The organism is Rhizobium sp. 01N48 (assembly GCF_056399145.1).
In genome coordinates, this window is the sequence record NZ_JBFTQT010000001.1 from 82,311 (window position 1) to 98,739 (window position 16,429).

At 62.7% G+C, this 16,429-nt stretch carries 15 protein-coding genes; 11 read left to right on the forward strand and 4 right to left on the reverse strand.

Annotation, left to right across the window (positions count from 1 at the left end):
- Window positions 1–178: 178 nt before the first annotated feature.
- The 5 genes from AC1DOG_RS00440 (at window position 179) to map (ending at window position 4,639) form a co-directional block, all read left to right on the forward strand.
- Window positions 179–553, forward strand: coding sequence for a YciI family protein (locus AC1DOG_RS00440; protein ID WP_018897284.1), 375 nt, complete (start codon window positions 179–181; stop codon window positions 551–553).
- Entirely contained in the window at window positions 550–1,809 is a 1,260-nt protein-coding gene (locus tag AC1DOG_RS00445; protein WP_289727067.1) for an RNA polymerase sigma factor, read from the forward strand. The genes AC1DOG_RS00440 and AC1DOG_RS00445 overlap by 4 nt, the downstream gene beginning before the upstream one ends.
- A 98-nt stretch (window positions 1,810–1,907) precedes the next feature.
- A complete protein-coding gene (locus AC1DOG_RS00450; RefSeq protein WP_112536870.1) occupies window positions 1,908–2,369 on the forward strand; it encodes an SRPBCC family protein in 462 nt (153 codons plus the stop codon).
- A gap of 336 nt (window positions 2,370–2,705) precedes the next feature.
- The gene (locus AC1DOG_RS00455; RefSeq protein ID WP_477926416.1) at window positions 2,706–3,767 is read left to right on the forward strand and encodes an LLM class flavin-dependent oxidoreductase; all 1,062 of its coding nucleotides are present in this window, start codon (window positions 2,706–2,708) and stop codon (window positions 3,765–3,767) included.
- Window positions 3,768–3,880: 113 nt separating this feature from the next.
- Entirely contained in the window at window positions 3,881–4,639 is a 759-nt protein-coding gene (map, locus tag AC1DOG_RS00460) for a type I methionyl aminopeptidase (RefSeq protein ID WP_047506259.1), read from the forward strand.
- Window positions 4,640–4,742: 103 nt separating this feature from the next.
- Here the strand turns inward: map and AC1DOG_RS00465 are convergent, their stop codons facing one another.
- Complete coding sequence (locus AC1DOG_RS00465; RefSeq protein WP_047506258.1) at window positions 4,743–5,324, reverse strand: PadR family transcriptional regulator; 582 nt, start codon at window positions 5,322–5,324, stop codon at window positions 4,743–4,745.
- Between the two features lie 151 nt (window positions 5,325–5,475).
- Between AC1DOG_RS00465 and AC1DOG_RS00470 the strand changes: the two genes are divergently transcribed.
- Window positions 5,476–6,660 carry a YbfB/YjiJ family MFS transporter gene (locus AC1DOG_RS00470; RefSeq protein ID WP_477926417.1) on the forward strand — a complete coding sequence of 395 codons (1,185 nt, stop codon included), beginning with the start codon at window positions 5,476–5,478 and terminating at the stop codon, window positions 6,658–6,660.
- A gap of 123 nt (window positions 6,661–6,783) precedes the next feature.
- Entirely contained in the window at window positions 6,784–8,049 is a 1,266-nt protein-coding gene (bacA, locus tag AC1DOG_RS00475; RefSeq protein ID WP_477926418.1) for a bacteroid development protein BacA, read from the forward strand.
- 867 nt (window positions 8,050–8,916) lie between these two features.
- Here the strand turns inward: bacA and AC1DOG_RS00480 are convergent.
- Window positions 8,917–9,963 carry a polysaccharide deacetylase family protein gene (locus AC1DOG_RS00480; protein WP_477926419.1) on the reverse strand — a complete coding sequence of 349 codons (1,047 nt, stop codon included), beginning with the start codon at window positions 9,961–9,963 and terminating at the stop codon, window positions 8,917–8,919.
- Window positions 9,964–10,097: 134 nt separating this feature from the next.
- On the opposite strand from AC1DOG_RS00480, the gene AC1DOG_RS00485 reads away from it, so the two are divergent.
- The 3 genes from AC1DOG_RS00485 to der all read left to right on the forward strand — a co-directional run bounded on the left by AC1DOG_RS00485 (window position 10,098) and on the right by der (window position 12,925).
- The gene (locus AC1DOG_RS00485; RefSeq protein ID WP_477926420.1) at window positions 10,098–10,682 is read left to right on the forward strand and encodes an NnrU family protein; all 585 of its coding nucleotides are present in this window, start codon (window positions 10,098–10,100) and stop codon (window positions 10,680–10,682) included.
- A 104-nt stretch (window positions 10,683–10,786) separates the two neighbouring features.
- A complete protein-coding gene (locus AC1DOG_RS00490; protein WP_018897296.1) occupies window positions 10,787–11,470 on the forward strand; it encodes a tetratricopeptide repeat protein in 684 nt (227 codons plus the stop codon).
- Between the two features lie 15 nt (window positions 11,471–11,485).
- Complete coding sequence (gene der / locus AC1DOG_RS00495) at window positions 11,486–12,925, forward strand: ribosome biogenesis GTPase Der (RefSeq protein WP_047506246.1); 1,440 nt, start codon at window positions 11,486–11,488, stop codon at window positions 12,923–12,925.
- 82 nt (window positions 12,926–13,007) lie between these two features.
- Here the strand turns inward: der and AC1DOG_RS00500 are convergent, their stop codons facing one another.
- Entirely contained in the window at window positions 13,008–13,241 is a 234-nt protein-coding gene (locus AC1DOG_RS00500; protein WP_113196397.1) for a hypothetical protein, read from the reverse strand.
- A gap of 244 nt (window positions 13,242–13,485) precedes the next feature.
- Here AC1DOG_RS00500 and AC1DOG_RS00505 point away from each other — a divergent pair, with 244 nt between their 5' ends.
- Window positions 13,486–14,748, forward strand: a complete 1,263-nt coding sequence (locus AC1DOG_RS00505; protein ID WP_477926421.1) for an MFS transporter — start codon at window positions 13,486–13,488, stop codon at window positions 14,746–14,748.
- A 378-nt stretch (window positions 14,749–15,126) separates the two neighbouring features.
- Here AC1DOG_RS00505 and AC1DOG_RS00510 read toward each other — a convergent pair whose 3' ends face one another.
- Window positions 15,127–16,296: a glycosyltransferase family 4 protein gene (locus AC1DOG_RS00510; RefSeq protein WP_477926422.1), complete on the reverse strand. Its 1,170-nt coding sequence runs from the start codon at window positions 16,294–16,296 to the stop codon at window positions 15,127–15,129.
- Window positions 16,297–16,429: the final 133 nt, after the last annotated feature.

Sequence of the window (16,429 nt, forward strand, 5' to 3'; positions counted from 1 at the left end):
CCGGTCAAGATCGACGGCAGCAGACCATGCGGCGACGCTTGCACGGAAGTACGCAACAGTAAATGCAACGGTGCTGCATTCGCTCTCGCCCGACCGCGAGCCCCGACCTCCACAATTTTTTGCTGCGTCCTGTCGGCGGGCGGGTTACTCCTTCGTCATTGAGGAAGAGGAGTATGAGATGCTGTATGCGATCCTTTGCTATGCCGATGAAGAGCGGGTTTTCTCCTGGACCAAGGAGGAAGAGGACGCCGTGATGGCGAAGCTTTATGCGGTTCAGGCGCCTTTGGCCGAAAGCGGCAAGCTCGGGCCTGTCGGCCGGCTGATGCCGACGACGGCGGCGACCACGGTGCGCAAGGGCAAGGAGGAGCCGCTGGTGCTCGATGGTCCGTTTGCCGAGACCAAGGAAGCGCTGCTCGGTTTCTACGTGGTCGATTTCGACACGCTGGAAGAGGCTGTCGCCTTTTCCAAGGAGCTTTCATCAGTCAATCCCGGCTCCACATCCTATGAAATCAGGCCGTTCTACGTGTTCCGGCCGGGAGAAAGTGCGACATGACAGACATTGCCTGGATCGACGTTACACTGTCATCCGCCCGGCCGAAGGCGCTCGGCGCGCTGCTCAGATATTTCCGCGATCTCGATATCGCGGAAGAGGCCTTTCAGGAGGCGTGCCTGCGCGCTGTCAGAACCTGGCCGGACAAGGGGCCGCCGCGCGATCCGACGGCATGGCTGATCTTCGTCGGCCGTAACAGCGGTATCGACGCGGTGCGCAAGCGCTCGAAGACCCAGGCGCTGCCGGATGAGGAGTTGATCTCCGACACGGAGGATGCCGAGAGCGATATCGCCGAGCGGCTGGATACCTCCAACTACCGCGACGACATTCTCAGGCTGCTTTTCATCTGCTGTCATCCCGACCTGCCGGCGACGCAGCAGATCGCGCTGGCTTTGCGCATTGTCTCCGGCCTTTCCGTGCAGCAGATCGCCCGCGCCTTCCTGGTCGGCGAGAGCGCGATGGAGCAGCGGATCACGCGGGCCAAGGCGCGTGTCGCCAAGGCCGGCGTGCCCTTCGAGACGCCGGATGCTGCGGAGCGGGCCGAGCGGCTGTCGATCGTCTCGACGATGATCTATCTCGTCTTCAACGAGGGCTACAGCCAGGCCGACCCCAAAGCCGAGGCCTGCGCCTTTTCCGATGAAGCGATCCGGCTGGCGCGGCTTTTGCTGCGCATCTTCCCCGGCGAACCGGAGCTGATGGGGCTTCTGGCACTGATGCTCTTGCAGATCTCACGCCGCCCGGCGCGCTTCAGCGCCGACAACGAGATCGTGCTGCTGGAGGATCAGGACCGGTCGCTCTGGAACCGCGAGCTGATCAACGAGGCGTTGGCCTTGCTCGACAAGGCGATCCGCCACCGGCAGCCGGGGAGCTACCAGTTTCAGGCGGCGATCGCGGCGCTGCATTCGCGCGCCAAGAGGGCTGAGGATACCGATTGGGAGGAGATCGAGCTGCTCTATCGTGCGCTGGAGCGCATGCAGCCGTCTCCGGTCATTACGCTCAACCGGGCGGTCGCCGTCTCGAAGCTCAGAGGGCCGGGCGAAGCATTGACGCTGGTGGAGACGCTTGGCGAAAAGCTCGACGGTTATTTCTATTATCACGGCCTGCGCGGTGGGCTGCTGAAGCAGATCGGTCGCCCGCGGGAGGCGCGCGAGGCTTTCGATCGGGCGATCGCGCTGGCACATTCGGCACCCGAGGCCGCGCATATTCGCCGGCAGATCGACAGCCTGAAGATGGAGCCGGCGCTGCCGGCGGTGAAATAATTCCAGAAATAACCTTGCGCCTTGTCGGATCGGCGACATCTCACACGTTCTTGTAACAGACTGATCAAGAACAGGTTTCACGAAACAGGAGACGACACATGACCGCCATGCACGAGCTTATTCTCGTCCGCGAATTCGATGCGCCGCGCGAAAAGATCTTCAAGGCCTGGACCGATCCCGAGCTGATGAAGGAATGGTTCGTGCCGCGTCCGTGGACGATATCTGACGCCAAGCTCGACGTGCGCGCCGGCGGCGCCAACCTCATCGTCATGCGCAGCCCAGAGGGCCAAGAGTTTCCCAATCGCGGCGTCTATCTCGAAGTGATCGAGAACGAGAAGCTGGTCTTCACCGACGCCTATACCAGCGCCTGGGTGCCGTCCGAAAAGCCGTTCATGACGGCGACCGTGCTGCTCGAGGATCTCGGCAATGGCCGTACCAAGTACACGGCGACGGCCGTGCACTGGACCGCCGAGGACAAGAAGACCCACGAGGAGATGGGCTTCCACGAGGGCTGGGGCAAATGCGCCGATCAGCTCGCCGAGCTTCTGGCGCGGATGTGATTTGGAGAGCGTCCACCCTCATCCCGGCCTTGTGCCGGGATCCAGCGCGATCAAGTCCTTGATCGCAGAAGGCTCTTTTTCGCCGCGCGGACGCGCGTCGGCTGGATTCCTGTCACAAGGACAGGAATGAGGGAGGTCTTCGGTTCATGCGGCGTACGAGGCGGTTCGCAGGGTGATTCCGTTCAGGCTCTGAAGTGATTGAAATGAGAGTCGGATTTGGTGGTGCGCTGACATCATCCCATCAACTTTATCGAACGATCCGTTCTAGAATTTGTCATTGCGCCCCACCTCGGCCATCCTTATCTGCAATCTAAAGATTTCAACGGGATGCACGCCATGGAACTCGGCCTTTATACCTTCGCAGACGTCAACCCCAATCCTTCGAGGAGCAAGGGGGCGGAAGGGGCCGAGAGGTTGAAGCATCTGATCGAGGAGATCGAGCTTGCCGATCAGGTGGGGCTCGACGTCTTCGGGCTGGGCGAGCATCACCGGCCGGATTATGCGGCGTCCGCACCGGCCGTGGCGCTGGCGGCGGCGGCGGTGAAGACGAAGAACATCCGGCTGACGAGCGCCGTCACCGTGCTTTCCTCCGACGATCCGGTGCGGGTGTTTCAGCAGTTCTCGACGCTCGATCTTCTTTCCAACGGCCGCGCCGAGATCATGGCGGGGCGGGGGTCGTTCATCGAATCCTTCCCGCTGTTCGGCTATAATCTCGAGGATTACGACCAGCTGTTCGAGGAAAAGCTCGACCTGCTGCTGGCGCTGCGCGACAGCGAGGCTCTGACGTGGTCGGGCGAGATGCGGCCGGCGATCAACGGGCGCGGCGTTTATCCCCGGCCGTTCCAGGATCCTTTGCCGGTGTGGATCGCCGTTGGCGGGACGCCGCAGTCGGTGGCGCGCGCCGGCGCGCTCGGGCTGCCGGTGGCGCTTGCCATCATCGGCGGCGAGCCGCATCGGTTTGCGCCGCTGTTTGATCTCTACCGTGAGGCCGCACGCCGAGCAGGGCAGGATCAGGCCAAGCTCAAGACATCGATCAACGTGCACGGCTTCGTCGCCGACACGACGGATGCGGCGGCAGACCAGTTCTACGGGCCGCAGGCGGAAGTGATGAACCGGATCGGCCGCGAGCGCGGCTGGGGGCCGACGAGCCGCCCGCATTTCGACGCCTCGCGCGGGCCGAAGGGCGCGCTCTTCGTCGGCGATCCTGAAGTGGTGGCCGAGAAGATCATCGCGCATCACAAGCTGTTCAAGAACGATCGCTTCCTGCTGCAGATGGCGATCGGGCTGATGCCGCACGACCAGATCATGCGCGGGATCGAGCTCTACGGCACGAAAGTCGCGCCGATCGTCAGAAAGGCATTGACTGAGAGCGGCGAAGGGGCGAAAGCCAGCGCCTAAAGCAGGAGCTTCATGGCGTAAAGGATGAATTGGATTTCCCCCGGCGTCGTGTTCTGTTCCAGATTCGAGAGCCGGCCGACCGGCCGTAACCTTAGGGCCGGAAACGGAATTTCATGATTATCGAGACTGAAGACGAACTCCTGAAGCTCAAAGAGATCGGCCGCATCTGCGCCAATGCGATCCAGATCATGGCGTCGTCCATGGAGCCGGGGATCACCACGCAGGAGCTCGACGATATCGGCCGCAAGGTGCTCGAAAGTGCTGGCGCGCGCTCGGCGCCGGAGTTCTGCTATCAGTTTCCGGGTGCGACCTGCATCAGCGTCAACGAGGAGATCGCGCACGGCATTCCCGGTTCGCGCGTCATCCGCCCTGGTGATCTCGTCAATATCGACGTTTCGGCGGAAAAGGACGGTTTCTTCTCCGATACCGGCGCCTCCTTCGTCGTGCCGCCGTCGAAATCGAAGCTCGACAAGCTCTGCCGTGACGGCAAGCGGGCTCTTTGGGTGGGGCTCAATCAGGTGAAATCGGGCGAGCCGCTGGCCAAGATCGGCCAGGCGATCGGCGCGTTCGCGGCCAAGAACCGCTATACGCTGGTGGCGAACCTCGCCAGCCACGGCGTCGGTCGTTCGCTGCACGAGGAGCCGGGCGAACTTTCGACATGGCCGGACCCTTCCGAGAAGCGGATCATGACCGACGGGCTGGTCTTCACCGTCGAGCCCTTCCTGTCGCTCGGCGCCACATGGGCCGAGGGCGGCGACGACGCCTGGACGCTCTATGCCGATCCGCAGGCGCCGACGGTGCAATACGAACACACCGTGGTCGCGACCCGCAACGGGCCGATGATCCTGACGCTGCCGGATGGGCAGGCGTAAAGCTGGCTTCGACGATCTGTCTTAAGATATAACGGACCTACAATGCGAGACGCCCTGCTCAGAGAGCAGGGCGTTTTCATTCGGCTTGATGAAGCCAGCTTGATTAGTCGTTCTTGGGCTGCTGCAGGATTTCGGCTGCGGCGCGTTCCAGGATGCCGGCGATGCGCTTGGCTTCGTCCTTCGACCAGGGATAGCGCAGCTTCAGCGCCGATTTCAAAAGCATGCGGGCGGCGACGACTTCGCTCTTGTCCTCGGGGAAGGCTTCTTCCTCGCGTTCCCTGCCATAGCTTTCCGGACCGCGGCTTTCCGGATCGAAGATACGGCGCACATGCGCCATCTTCTCGCCGATGCGTTCCAGCTTTCCAAGCGTCATTTCGATCATGGAACTATTCTCCTCGACCTGTTTGCGGCCGCTTTCGGTGATGCGGTAGAGCTTCTTCGTGCCCTCCGCCTCGACCTCGGCAAGGCCGGTTTCTTCCAGATAGGTCAGTGCCGGATAGATGACGCCGGGGCTCGGGACATAGAAGCCGCCGGAGCGCTCTTCCAAAAGCTTGATCAGCTCGTAGCCATGGCGCGGCTGTTCGGCCAAAAGCGCCAGGATCACCAGCTGCAGGTCGCCTGCCGCGAACTTCCGCCCCATGCGAAAGCCGCCGCCACCCATCATTCCACCTCTAAAACCTCTCATCGATCACTCCTTATGATGTATCGTTGATTATGTCGTAAAACATATATCGTAAGATATGGCGTTTCAAGGGCGGGCCGAAAATTTCCGGAATTGATGAGTTCATCAGAAAATCTTGATTGCGGCACGCGGTGTGCGGCGCGATAAGCGAGCCATGTTGGCTCGCAATGAACTTCCTCATGCACCCCTGTTTCGCACGGCGCTGGCCGGAATGATCGCCATGGCGGCGGCCATGGGTTTCGGGCGCTTTTCGTATACGCCGATCCTGCCCGGGATGATGAGCGGCGTGCCGCTGTCGGCTGCCGATGCCGGCTTCATCGCGTCGGCCAATTTCGTCGGTTATCTCGTGGGCGCGGTTCTCGCCGCCTATGGCTGGGCGGCGGGGCGCGAGCGCAAGGTGGCGCTGTCGGCACTTCTCGCCAACGCCATCCTGCTCGCCGCGATGGCGATGACCCATTCCGTCATGCTCTTTGCCGTCATCCGCTTTCTCGCCGGCCTCGCCAGCGCGTTTGCGATGATCTTCACCTCGTCCATCGTGCTCAGCCACGGCGCTGCCGCCGGCAACGACCATGTGCAATCGGCGCATTTCGGCGGGCCGGGGGCGGGGATCGCCTTGTCGTCGGTGATGGTCTTCGTCATCGGGCTCATCGCGCATGGTGGCCCGGATGCCTGGCGGATCGACTGGATCGGCGGGGCGATCTATTCGGCGATCAGCCTCGTGCTCGTCTGGCTGCTTTTGCCTGCGGGCCCCGTTGCGATTGGGCAGACCGGCAAGGAGCCGCCGATCACGTGGAGCCGGCCGATGCTGCTCGTGACACTCTCCTACGGGCTGTTCGGTTTCGGCTATGTCATCACCGCCACCTTCCTCGTCACCATCGCCCGCATGGCGGCATCAGGTGCCGTGGTCGAGTTCCTCTGCTGGTTGATCGCCGGACTGACGTCTGCCGTCGCGCTGTTTGCGTGGAAGCCTTTCGTGCGGCCGCTTGGGCTCGGCTGGATCTATGTGGCGGCCCTTCTGGTCGAAGCGCTCGGCGTGCTCGCGACCGTCATGCTGCCGCCATCGGTGGCGCCGCTGATCGGCGGGGCGCTATTCGGCGCGACCTTCCTTGCCATTACCGCCTACGGTCTGCAGATCGGCCGCAAGCTGGTACCATCAAGCCCGCGCCGGGCTTTCGCGATGATGACGGCGGCCTTCGGCTTCGGCCAGATCGTCGGTCCGATCGTCGCCGGCGCGCTTGCCGAGCGCACGGGAAGCTTCGTCGCGCCCACCTATGTGGCGGCAGTCGCGCTCGTCGTCTGCGCCGTCATGGTCATGCCTGTGATCAAGAAGCTCTCCTAAGCGGTTACAATTGCGTAACAATGGCGTCAGGCCATTGCCGCTTTCCGCGAACTGCCTTAATTTCCGGCGCAATCGCTCGTATAGAGCTTGCGAAGACACTCGTTCAGGAAAGCAATCCCACCCGTGTTTCTATCCTACTTCCCGAAGCCGAAACTCTTCTTCACATCGGCCGTCGTCTGGGCGCTCATCGGCGTTCTCCTTTGGTATTTCGGAGGCTCGAGCCTCGGCGCCGCGATCGGCCTGCCGCCGCTGGCTGCCGGGCAGGATGCGCCGATCGGCGTGTCTGTGTTCTGGTCGACGCCGTTCCTGTGGTTCTACATCTACTACGTCGTCTTCGTCGCCATCTTCGCCGGCTTCTGGTTCACCTACAGCCCGCATCGCTGGCAGATGTGGTCGGTGCTCGGCTCGGCGCTGATCATCTTCAACACCTATTTCTCGGTGCAGGTCAGCGTCGCCATCAATGCCTGGTACGGTCCGTTCTACGACCTGATCCAGCAGGCGCTGGCAAAGACGGCGCCGGTCACCGCCTCGCAGCTTTATCTCGGCATGCTCGGCTTTGCCGGCATCGCCTTCGTGGCGATCACCGTCGGCGTGCTCAACCTGTTCTTCGTCAGCCACTGGATCTTCCGCTGGCGGACCGCGATGAACGAATACTACATGGCCCACTGGCCGAAGCTGCGCCATATCGAAGGCGCCTCGCAGCGTGTGCAGGAAGATACGATGCGCTTCTCGTCGACGGTCGAAAGCCTCGGCGTCAGCCTGGTGAGCTCTGTCATGACGCTGATCGCCTTCCTGCCGGTTCTTTTCAAGATCGGCGCCAGCATCACCGAACTGCCGCTGATCGGCGACGTGCCGCATGCGCTCGTCTGGGCGGCGATCTTCTGGTCGGTGTTCGGCACGGTGTTCCTCGGCCTCGTCGGCATCAAGCTACCCGGCCTCGAATTCCGCAACCAGCGCGTCGAGGCCTCCTACCGCAAGGAACTCGTCTACGGCGAAGACCACGCCGACCGCGCCACGCCGCCGACGGTGGCCGAGCTCTTCGCCAATGTGCGCCGCAACTATTTCCGGCTCTATTTCCACTACATGTACTTCAACGTCGCCCGCATCTTCTACCTGCAGGCCGACAACCTGTTCAGCCTGATCGTGCTGGTCCCGTCGATCGTCGCCGGCAAGCTGACGCTTGGCCTGCTCACGCAGATCAACAACGTCTTCGACCAGGTGCGCGGCTCGTTCCAGTACCTCGTCAATTCGTGGACGACGATCGTCGAGCTGCTCTCCATCTACAAGCGCCTGCGCACCTTCGAATCCGCCATCGACGGCGAGCCGCTGCCGGATATCGATCAGCGCTATCTGGAGCGCGAGCAGGGGGTTATTCACGCCGACGGCTAGTTCGCGGGCGGAATGGATTTTGGGAGACGCCGCGTGTCTTGGATGCGCGGCGTTTTTTGTTTGTGTGGGGTAAAAGACCCTCTCTGCCTGCCGGCATCTCCCCCACAAGGGGGGAGAACGCTGGGGGCGACCGCTCGCTCTACGTTTGCTGTCTGGGCGAGTGATAGCCGCGAGTCTTCTCCCCCCTTGTGGGGGAGATGGCCGGCAGGCCAGAGAGGGCATGACCCGGCAAAGCGCCAAACTTATCCCACCCACCACGCACACCAAAACCGCGCGCGAAGCAAAACCTCGCGACGGTCGGCGTCATAAGACGGGAAGGGCAGGCGGGTTGTTGTCGGTGGTACTGGTTGTCAGGCTTTCCGCCTGCCCGATCACCTCGGTTTCCGGTTCGCCCGACCCGACAGGAGCGTCTCTCGGATCGGTCTTGCCGGTGGATCATCGGCCCTGACGGCGTCATATCCTCTTGGCAACCATCACCACACGCCGGATTTCGAGCGGCTGAGCATCCGGTTCGCGACCCGGCTCCCAGTGCGGTGACGAGGGGAGTATGTGCGGGGTGGTGTGGGGTGGGGATGAGAAAAGTGGGGTGACGGGGTTAGGGTGTTGAGCGGGTTGAGGGATTTGTTTTGTGGGGTGGGTGATTGTGCCCGGGAGGTGGGGTGGTGGTATGGGGGGCTGATGTTGTGCCTCGAATGCCCTCTCTGGCCTGCCGGCCATCTCCCCCACAAGGGGGGAGAAGACTCGAGGCTATCGCTCGCCCGGACAGCAAAAGTGGAGCGAGCGGCTGCCCCCAGCGYTCTCCCCCCTTGTGGGGGAGATGCCGGCAGGCAGAGAGGGCGTTACACGGTAAAGCGCTGACCTAGACCCTCACAACCCCGAAGCCGGCGTCCCCTGCAGCTTGCCGCGTGCCTTGATCACCGGGATCGCCTCCGAATAGCTCACACAGGCCACATCCTCCCGATGGCAGACATCGCTCACCAGACGGTCGAGCGCTCGCCAATAGGCGCCGCCGTTCATCTCGACGAAGTGGAAGCCGAGCTGCAGCGGAATGCGGTCGCCTGCGTATTGCTTGTCGAAGGCGCTTTTGAACGCTCTGTAGGCGCGGTCTTCGAATTCCTTGCTGTCGGCCTTGTCTTCCTCGCCCTTGGAGTGGCGGACGAAGAGGTTGTAGTCCATGCCGACGATCGGGCGGTCGCGCGGGCCCTCGGGGATCAAGGGAAGGCCGAAGCGGATGATGCCGCCTTCCTCGACTGGCATGGCCGGACCCTTGGTGACGAGGCTGGCGTCATAGGTGAAGCCGGCCTTCTTTTCGGCGGCGATCATGTCCGAGCCAGCGGTCGCCGACAGATAAGGGGCGCGAAAACCGTGGATGCCGTGGTCGACAAGGTCCTGCCAGCCCTTCGGCTCTTCCAGATTGACGCCCTTCCAGGCGTTCTTCAGCGTCCGGTAAAAGGTGGCATATTCGTCCGACCAGTCGGCCTCGCTCCACTGGCGGCCGTCGAAATGGCCGCAGGCGTGGCTGGAGATGTCGTGGCCCTCGAGATGGGCGTGCCAGATGTTGCCGAGGCGCTCGCGGATCTCGTCGTCGCTTTGGGCGAAGCCGATGTTGGAGCGGCCGGGCTTCTGGTGCGGCGCCTGGTAGGCCTTCTTCATCTCCTTGTTCATCAGGAAGGTGCAGGAGAGGAAATAGGTGAAATGCGCGCCGTTCTTCGCCGCCATCTCGCGGCTCTTTTGCCACAGCGCGTTGTCGTGGGCGCCGTCGAAGGAGATCATCACCAGCTGCTTCGGCTTTGCCGCCGGGTTGGCGTTTGTGGCGCCGTCGGCTGTCTGGGCGAGCGCCGGGGTAATGGACGGCGCCAGCAGCGAGAGCGCGAGCGAAAGGGAAAGACAGGAACGAGAGATAAAACCAGACATCAAAGTAGACATGGGCACCGCGACAATTTGTTTCGGGCTTTTCTGTTACAGAATTGAGGCGAAGCTGCGGTGCCGCTGGCATTTTCCTGCACACGACGATAAGCCTGTCTCATAGTCAAAACAGGAATTTAGCGATGCAGCTTCTCATCTTGAGCCTCATCCTCTTTATCGGCCTTCACCTGATCCGCGTCATCGTTCCGGATTTCCGCCGGTCGATGATCGACAAGCTCGGCAAGCCTTTATGGGGCGCCGTCCACGGCATCCTCAGCATCGTGACGTTGCTGTTCCTCGCCTACGCCTTCGATCAGGCGCGCGGCATGTATGGCACGCTCTACAATCCGCCGATCTGGATGGCGCACATCACGCTGACCCTGATGCTGATCGCGATGATCTGTCTGGTGGCGGGCTTCCTGCCCGCCGGGCATATCCGCGCCAAGCTGAAGTTTCCGCTTCTGGTGGCGATCAAGATCTGGGCGCTCTCGCATCTTCTCGCCAATGGCGAGCCGGAGGCGATCGTGCTGTTCGTGGCGTTTCTTGCCTGGGCGGTGCTGCTCAGGATCTCGATGAAGCAGCGGCTGCGCAATGGGGAAATCACGCTGCCGGTGTTCGTCTCCGCCAAGTATGATCTCTACGCTGTCATCATCGGCGCGGTGCTCTGGGCGGTCATCCTGTTCAAGCTGCACGAACTGGTGATCGGCGTTTCTCCGCTTGTGATGTAACGATTCTTTCACATCCCCCTTACAACGGATGCAAAATGGGGTAGAAGGCCCGACAATGTGCGTGCAACCCGCATGATTTTGCATATCCGCTGCCGGAGACGAGAATGGCATTCAACGACGATAGCTTCATTCGTGAGGTCAATGAGGAACTGCGTTCGGACCAGATGAAGGGTGCGTGGCAGCGTTTCGGCCGCTACCTCATCGTGCTGGCCGTCCTCATCGTTCTCGGCACGGTCGGCTACAAGGTGTTCCAGTATTGGGATAACAACCAGTCGTCGGGCACCGGCGACCAGTTCATCGCCGCCATGAAGCTTGCCGACGAGAACAAGAGCGACGAGGCGCTGACGGCACTCGAGAAGCTCGAGAAGGAAGGTCACGGCGACTATCCGATCCTGGCCCGTCTGCGCGCCGCCTCCGTGCTTGCCCAGAAGGGTGACGCCACGGGCGCCATCGCCGCCTTCGACGTGATCGGCAAGGACGCCAAGGCGCCGGCGCCGATCCGCGATGCCGCCAAGATGCGCGCTGCATGGCTCCTGATCGAAAACGGCACCTACGAGCAGGTCTCGGCCCAGGTCGAGGAAATGGCTGTTCCGACCAATGCATTCCGCCACTCCGCTCGCGAAGCGCTCGGCCTTGCCGCCTACAAGGCCGGCAATATGGCTCAGGCCCGCCAGTGGTACCAGGCGATCGCCGACGATGCGCAGTCACCGCGCAATGTTGCCAATCGCGCCCAGATGATGCTTGATAACATCACCGCATCCGGCAAGGCGCCCGCCGCACAGGGCTGAGTTTAGGGTATTTCAATGAGCTTTACGGTCGCGATCGTCGGTCGCCCGAATGTCGGCAAGTCGACGCTTTTCAACCGGCTGGTCGGAAAGAAGCTGGCGCTTGTCGACGACACGCCCGGCGTCACCCGCGACCGCCGCCCCGGCGACGCGCGCCTGATGGGGCTGACCTTCACCATCATCGATACCGCCGGTCTGGAAAAGGCCGAGGCCGAGAGCCTGCAGGGCCGCATGCGCGCCCAGACGGAAGCGGCGATCGACGAGGCCGACATCTCGCTCTTCGTGGTCGACGCCAAGTTCGGCCTGACGCCGGTCGACAAGGAACTGGCCGAGATGCTGCGCCGTCGCGGCAAGCCTGTCGTGCTCGTCGCCAACAAGTCGGAAGCCAAGGGCTCTGACGGCGGCTTCTACGATGCCTATACGCTCGGCCTCGGCGAGCCGGTGCCGATCTCTGCCGAACACGGGCAGGGCATGCTCGACCTGCGCGACGCGATCGTCGAAGCGGTCGGCGAGGATCGCGCCTATCCGCCGAAGGAAGATATCGCCGAGACCAACGTCAACCTTCCCCACGAGATGGAAGAGGACGAGGATTACGAGCCCGAATACGACGACACCAAGCCGCTGCGCGTGGCGATCATCGGCCGCCCGAATGCCGGCAAGTCGACGCTGATCAACCGCTTCCTCGGCGAGGACCGCTTGCTCACCGGCCCCGAGGCCGGCATTACCCGCGACAGCATTTCCGTCGAGTGGGACTGGAACGGCCGCACCATCAAGATGTTCGACACGGCGGGCATGCGCCGCAAAGCACGCGTCACCGAGAAGCTTGAGAAACTGTCGGTCGCCGATTCCTTGCGCTCCATCCGCTTCGCCGAAACCGTGGTCATCGTCTTCGACGCGACCATTCCCTTCGAGAAGCAGGACCTGCAGCTGGTCGACCTCGTGGTTCGCGAGGGACGCGCCGCCGTTCTCGCCTTCAACAAGTGGGACCTGATCGACGAGCCGCAGGCGCTTCTGGCGGACCTGCGTGAAAAGACCGAGCGGCTGTTGCCGCAGGCGCGCGGTATCCGCGCCGTGCCGATCTCCGGCCAGACCGGCCGCGGCCTCGACAAGCTGATGCAGTCGATCATCGATACGGACATGACGTGGAATCGCCGCATCTCGACCGCCAAGCTCAACCGCTGGCTGGATTCGATCACGACGCAGCATCCGCCGCCGGCCGTCTCCGGTCGCCGCCTGAAGCTGAAGTACATGACCCAGGTGAAGGCACGCCCGCCGGCTTTCATGATCTCGTGCACCCGCGCAGACGCGCTGCCGGAATCCTACACGCGCTATCTGGTCAACAGCCTGCGCACGGATTTCAACATGCCCGGCGTGCCGATCCGGATCATGTATCGCGAGAAGGACAATCCGTACGAATCCAAGAGCGGCGGACGCCGCAAGCCGCAGCCTGCCAAGTAGCAGCTTGGCCCAGTGACATGTCGGGTGCCGCCTGAAGCGCGGCGCCCGCATTCCGCTTCTTTAGCGATGAAGATGAGCTGTCTCAGCCGTCGAAGTAATAAATCGGCTCGCGCGTCAATTCGCCGTTGCCGACGTGGCCGTAGACGTCCTTTCCAAGAATCCAGAAGCTTATCGCCTGGGTCTCCATGGAAAAGATGTAGTCTCCGGATATCCAATGCTCGGCTTTACTTCCGGATAGCGAAAACAGGTGTTCGCCGGCCTGGTACATGACCGCCTTGTGCGACTTCGAATCATATAGATAACGTTCGTCAGCCATGTTGCGCCCTGATTCTACATGCAAAGAATCTCACGCTGACCTGCGTTTGTCTAATAATCCTGATTTAATATGTATGACTATTTTTGGTATAAAGGCCGTCGTGGCTGCCCGCCGGAAGGGCAATTCTTGAAAATTATGTGACAGGCTGTCGGATGCGGCTGCTGTCGGACGTCTTGATGGGGAGGGCATGGATCGCCTTTTATAGGGCATCCGCGCCGGATCGGTTCGCACAGGGAGGTGCACGATGATGAGCCATTCGCATCAGGGGTCCTATCGGTGGGTGATCGTGGCGGCCGGGGCGCTGATGACCTGCGTCGCGCTCGGGGCGATGTTTTCGCTGGCGATCTTCCAGGAGCCGATCGCGCTGGACACCGGCTGGTCGCATATCGGCATCGCCAGTGCGATGACGCTCAATTTCATCGTCATGGGGATCGGCGGCTTCGTCTGGGGCGCTGCAAGCGACCGGTTCGGGCCGCGCGCCGTGGTGCTGGTGGGCGCAGCATTGCTCGGGCTGGCGCTGGTGCTTTCCAGCCGGGCGGTGACGCTCCTGCAATTCCAGCTGACCTATGGCATCCTCGTCGGCATCGCCGCCAGCACCTTCTTCGCGCCGATGATCGCGGCGACCACCGCATGGTTCGACGAACATCGCGGCCTTGCCGTCTCGCTGGTCTCGGCCGGCATGGGCGTGGCGCCGATGACCATCTCGCCCTTCGCCCGCTTCCTGATTTCGGCCTATGACTGGCGCACCGCGATGCTGATCATCGGCATCGGCACCTGGGTGCTGCTGGTTCCGGCCGCACTGCTGGTGCGACGCGCGCCAGAGAGTGCCGAGGATGAGGCTGGCGCAGCGCCGGTTGGTGGCGCGACGGCCATGGGCTCAACGCCGGCGGAGCGCGGGAACGCGCGGCTCTCCGACGTGTTCCGGTCGCCGCAGTTCATCGTGCTCGGGCTCACCTTCTTCGCCTGCTGCGCGGCGCATTCGGGACCGATCTTCCATATGGTGAGCTACGCGACGATCTGCGGCGTGGCGCCGATGGCGGCCGTCAGCATCTACAGCGTCGAGGGACTGGCGGGGCTGGGCGGCCGGTTGATCTACGGTTCGCTTGCCGATCGCGTCGGCGTCAAGCCTGTGATCGTCGGCGGGCTGCTGATCCAGGCAATTGCGCTGATGGGTTATCTCTTCGTCAGCCGGCTCGGAGAATTCTACGCGCTGGCGATGATCTTCGGCAGCGCCTATGGCGGCGTCATGCCGCTCTATGCGGTGCTGGCGCGCGAATATTTCGGGCAGAAGATCATCGGCACCGTCTTTGGCGCCGCCACCATGCTCTCCAGCCTCGGCATGGCCTTCGGCCCGCTGATCGGCGGCTGGATCTTCGATCACTTCGCCAATTACTCCTGGCTGTTCATCGGCTCGGCGCTGGTGGGGCTGGGTGCTGCCGCGATCGCGCTGGCGTTTCCGCCGCTGCCGGGTGAGCGGGGGAGACAGGTGGTGGGGGCTGCGGAGTAGGGGGAGTTTGGCGAGGTGTGGCGCTTGGGGCTGATGGGTGTAGCGTGGCGATAGAGCCGCAAACCCATTCGTCCGTCATGCTCTGCTCTATCTCGCTTCTTGCTCCGGCCGCCAACCTCTCCACCCTCATCCCTGTGCTTGTCACAGGGATCCAGCCACGGCGCGTCCGCGCCGTGAATAACCTGCTGCGGTATTGCGTAGAAGAAGGGTCCCTTCGCCGCGCGGACGCGCGTCGGCTGGATCCCCGCCACGAGGGCGAGGATGAGGGAGTTTGAGGCAGGCGTCGCGCCTGACCAAGACCGATGCGTATGGGGTGGTCGTCGTGCCGAGGCCGCCGTATCCAGCGCAGTGAGCATCCCTAAGGCCTAAGGAAACACTTCACACCATCGTTGCCGCATCCCCATCGCCAAGGCGCTTGTTGCGCGGCAGGGACTTGGCGTATTGCCATGCCTTCTTCCACTTCGGGGTGATCACCCCGTTGGCGGCGCGGATGTTGGTGATGAACTGCAGCGTTGCCGCTTCCCAGGAATATTGGACGGCGAGTTCGCGGGCCTTTTGCCGCGAGGCGGAAAGCGCCGCGAGGCAGGCGATGCGCAGATCGTCGTCGAGCGCGCCGACATCGCTATCCTCGCCGATGATATCGAGCGGGCCGGTGACCGGATAGGCGGCGACGGGGACGCCCGAAGCGAGCGCCTCAAGGATGGTGTTGCCGAAGGTGTCGGTCAGCGACGGGAAGACGAAGACATCGGCCTGGGCATAGATCGCCGCCAGTTCCGGCCCGACCTTGAGGCCGGTGAAATGCACATCCGGATAGCGCTTCTCGAGCTCGGCGCGGGCCGGGCCATCGCCGACGACGACCTTGGAGCCGGGCAGATCAAGATCGAGAAAGGCCGGCAGGTTCTTTTCAAGCGCCACGCGGCCGACCGTCATGAAGATCGGGCGGGAGAGGCCGAAGGGCTTTTCCTCGAGCTCGGCGGGGTGGAACTGGTTGGCGTCGATGCCGCGGCTCCAGGGCATCAGGTTGCGGATGCCCTTTTCGGAGAGTTCGCGCGCCAAAGAGGGCGTCGCCACCATGCAGCCGGCGCCGGAATTGTGGAACCACTTGACGAAGGCGTAGAGCCAGCCCTTCGGAATGGGGAGCCGTGCGGCGACATATTCGGGAAAGCGGGTGTGATAGCTGGTGGAGAACGGCATGCGGTTCTTCAGGCACCAGCGCCGCGCCGTCAGCCCCAGCGGGCCTTCGGTCGCGATATGGACATAGGACGGCTTGTGCCTGGCGATTTCGCGGGCGACGCTGCGGTAGCGGGCGATCGACAGGCGAATTTCGGGATAGGTGGGGCAGGGAATGTTGCGGAACCCCTGCGGCGTCACCATCGCCACCTCGACGCCGATCTTGGCGAGCTCGCGGTTGGTGTTTTCGATCGAGCGGACGACGCCGTTGACCTGCGGATGCCAGGCATCCGTGACGATGACCAGCCGCTCCGGCTTGCCCATCGGCAAGGCGGTCGCGTTATCGCCATCGCTGGCATTTTGCAGGCGTTGCAACATGATCCGACTTCCATCCGCGCCATCGGCGCACCGCTCCGGGCGGGCGCCGGATAATCGATTCCCGCGCTCATATTCTCGCTGCTGTCGATGATGGAAATATTACAGGGTGGACGGTACAGCCTGATGCAACCGG

Excerpts from the sequence above, each read along its gene's own strand:
- AC1DOG_RS00440 (WP_018897284.1), top strand. The coding sequence starts at position 179 with ATGCTGTATGCGATCCTTTGCTATGCCGATGAAGAGCGGGTTTTCTCC.
- AC1DOG_RS00445 (WP_289727067.1), top strand. The coding sequence starts at position 550 with ATGACAGACATTGCCTGGATCGACGTTACACTGTCATCCGCCCGGCCG.
- AC1DOG_RS00505 (WP_477926421.1), top strand. The coding sequence starts at position 13,486 with ATGATGAGCCATTCGCATCAGGGGTCCTATCGGTGGGTGATCGTGGCG.
- AC1DOG_RS00485 (WP_477926420.1), top strand. The coding sequence starts at position 10,098 with ATGCAGCTTCTCATCTTGAGCCTCATCCTCTTTATCGGCCTTCACCTG.
- AC1DOG_RS00510 (WP_477926422.1), bottom strand. The coding sequence starts at position 16,296 with ATGTTGCAACGCCTGCAAAATGCCAGCGATGGCGATAACGCGACCGCC.
- AC1DOG_RS00500 (WP_113196397.1), bottom strand. The coding sequence starts at position 13,241 with ATGGCTGACGAACGTTATCTATATGATTCGAAGTCGCACAAGGCGGTC.
- map (WP_047506259.1), top strand. The coding sequence starts at position 3,881 with ATGATTATCGAGACTGAAGACGAACTCCTGAAGCTCAAAGAGATCGGC.
- AC1DOG_RS00480 (WP_477926419.1), bottom strand. The coding sequence starts at position 9,963 with ATGTCTGGTTTTATCTCTCGTTCCTGTCTTTCCCTTTCGCTCGCGCTC.
- AC1DOG_RS00450 (WP_112536870.1), top strand. The coding sequence starts at position 1,908 with ATGACCGCCATGCACGAGCTTATTCTCGTCCGCGAATTCGATGCGCCG.
- AC1DOG_RS00465 (WP_047506258.1), bottom strand. The coding sequence starts at position 5,324 with ATGAGAGGTTTTAGAGGTGGAATGATGGGTGGCGGCGGCTTTCGCATG.
- der (WP_047506246.1), top strand. The coding sequence starts at position 11,486 with ATGAGCTTTACGGTCGCGATCGTCGGTCGCCCGAATGTCGGCAAGTCG.
- AC1DOG_RS00470 (WP_477926417.1), top strand. The coding sequence starts at position 5,476 with ATGTTGGCTCGCAATGAACTTCCTCATGCACCCCTGTTTCGCACGGCG.
- AC1DOG_RS00490 (WP_018897296.1), top strand. The coding sequence starts at position 10,787 with ATGGCATTCAACGACGATAGCTTCATTCGTGAGGTCAATGAGGAACTG.
- AC1DOG_RS00455 (WP_477926416.1), top strand. The coding sequence starts at position 2,706 with ATGGAACTCGGCCTTTATACCTTCGCAGACGTCAACCCCAATCCTTCG.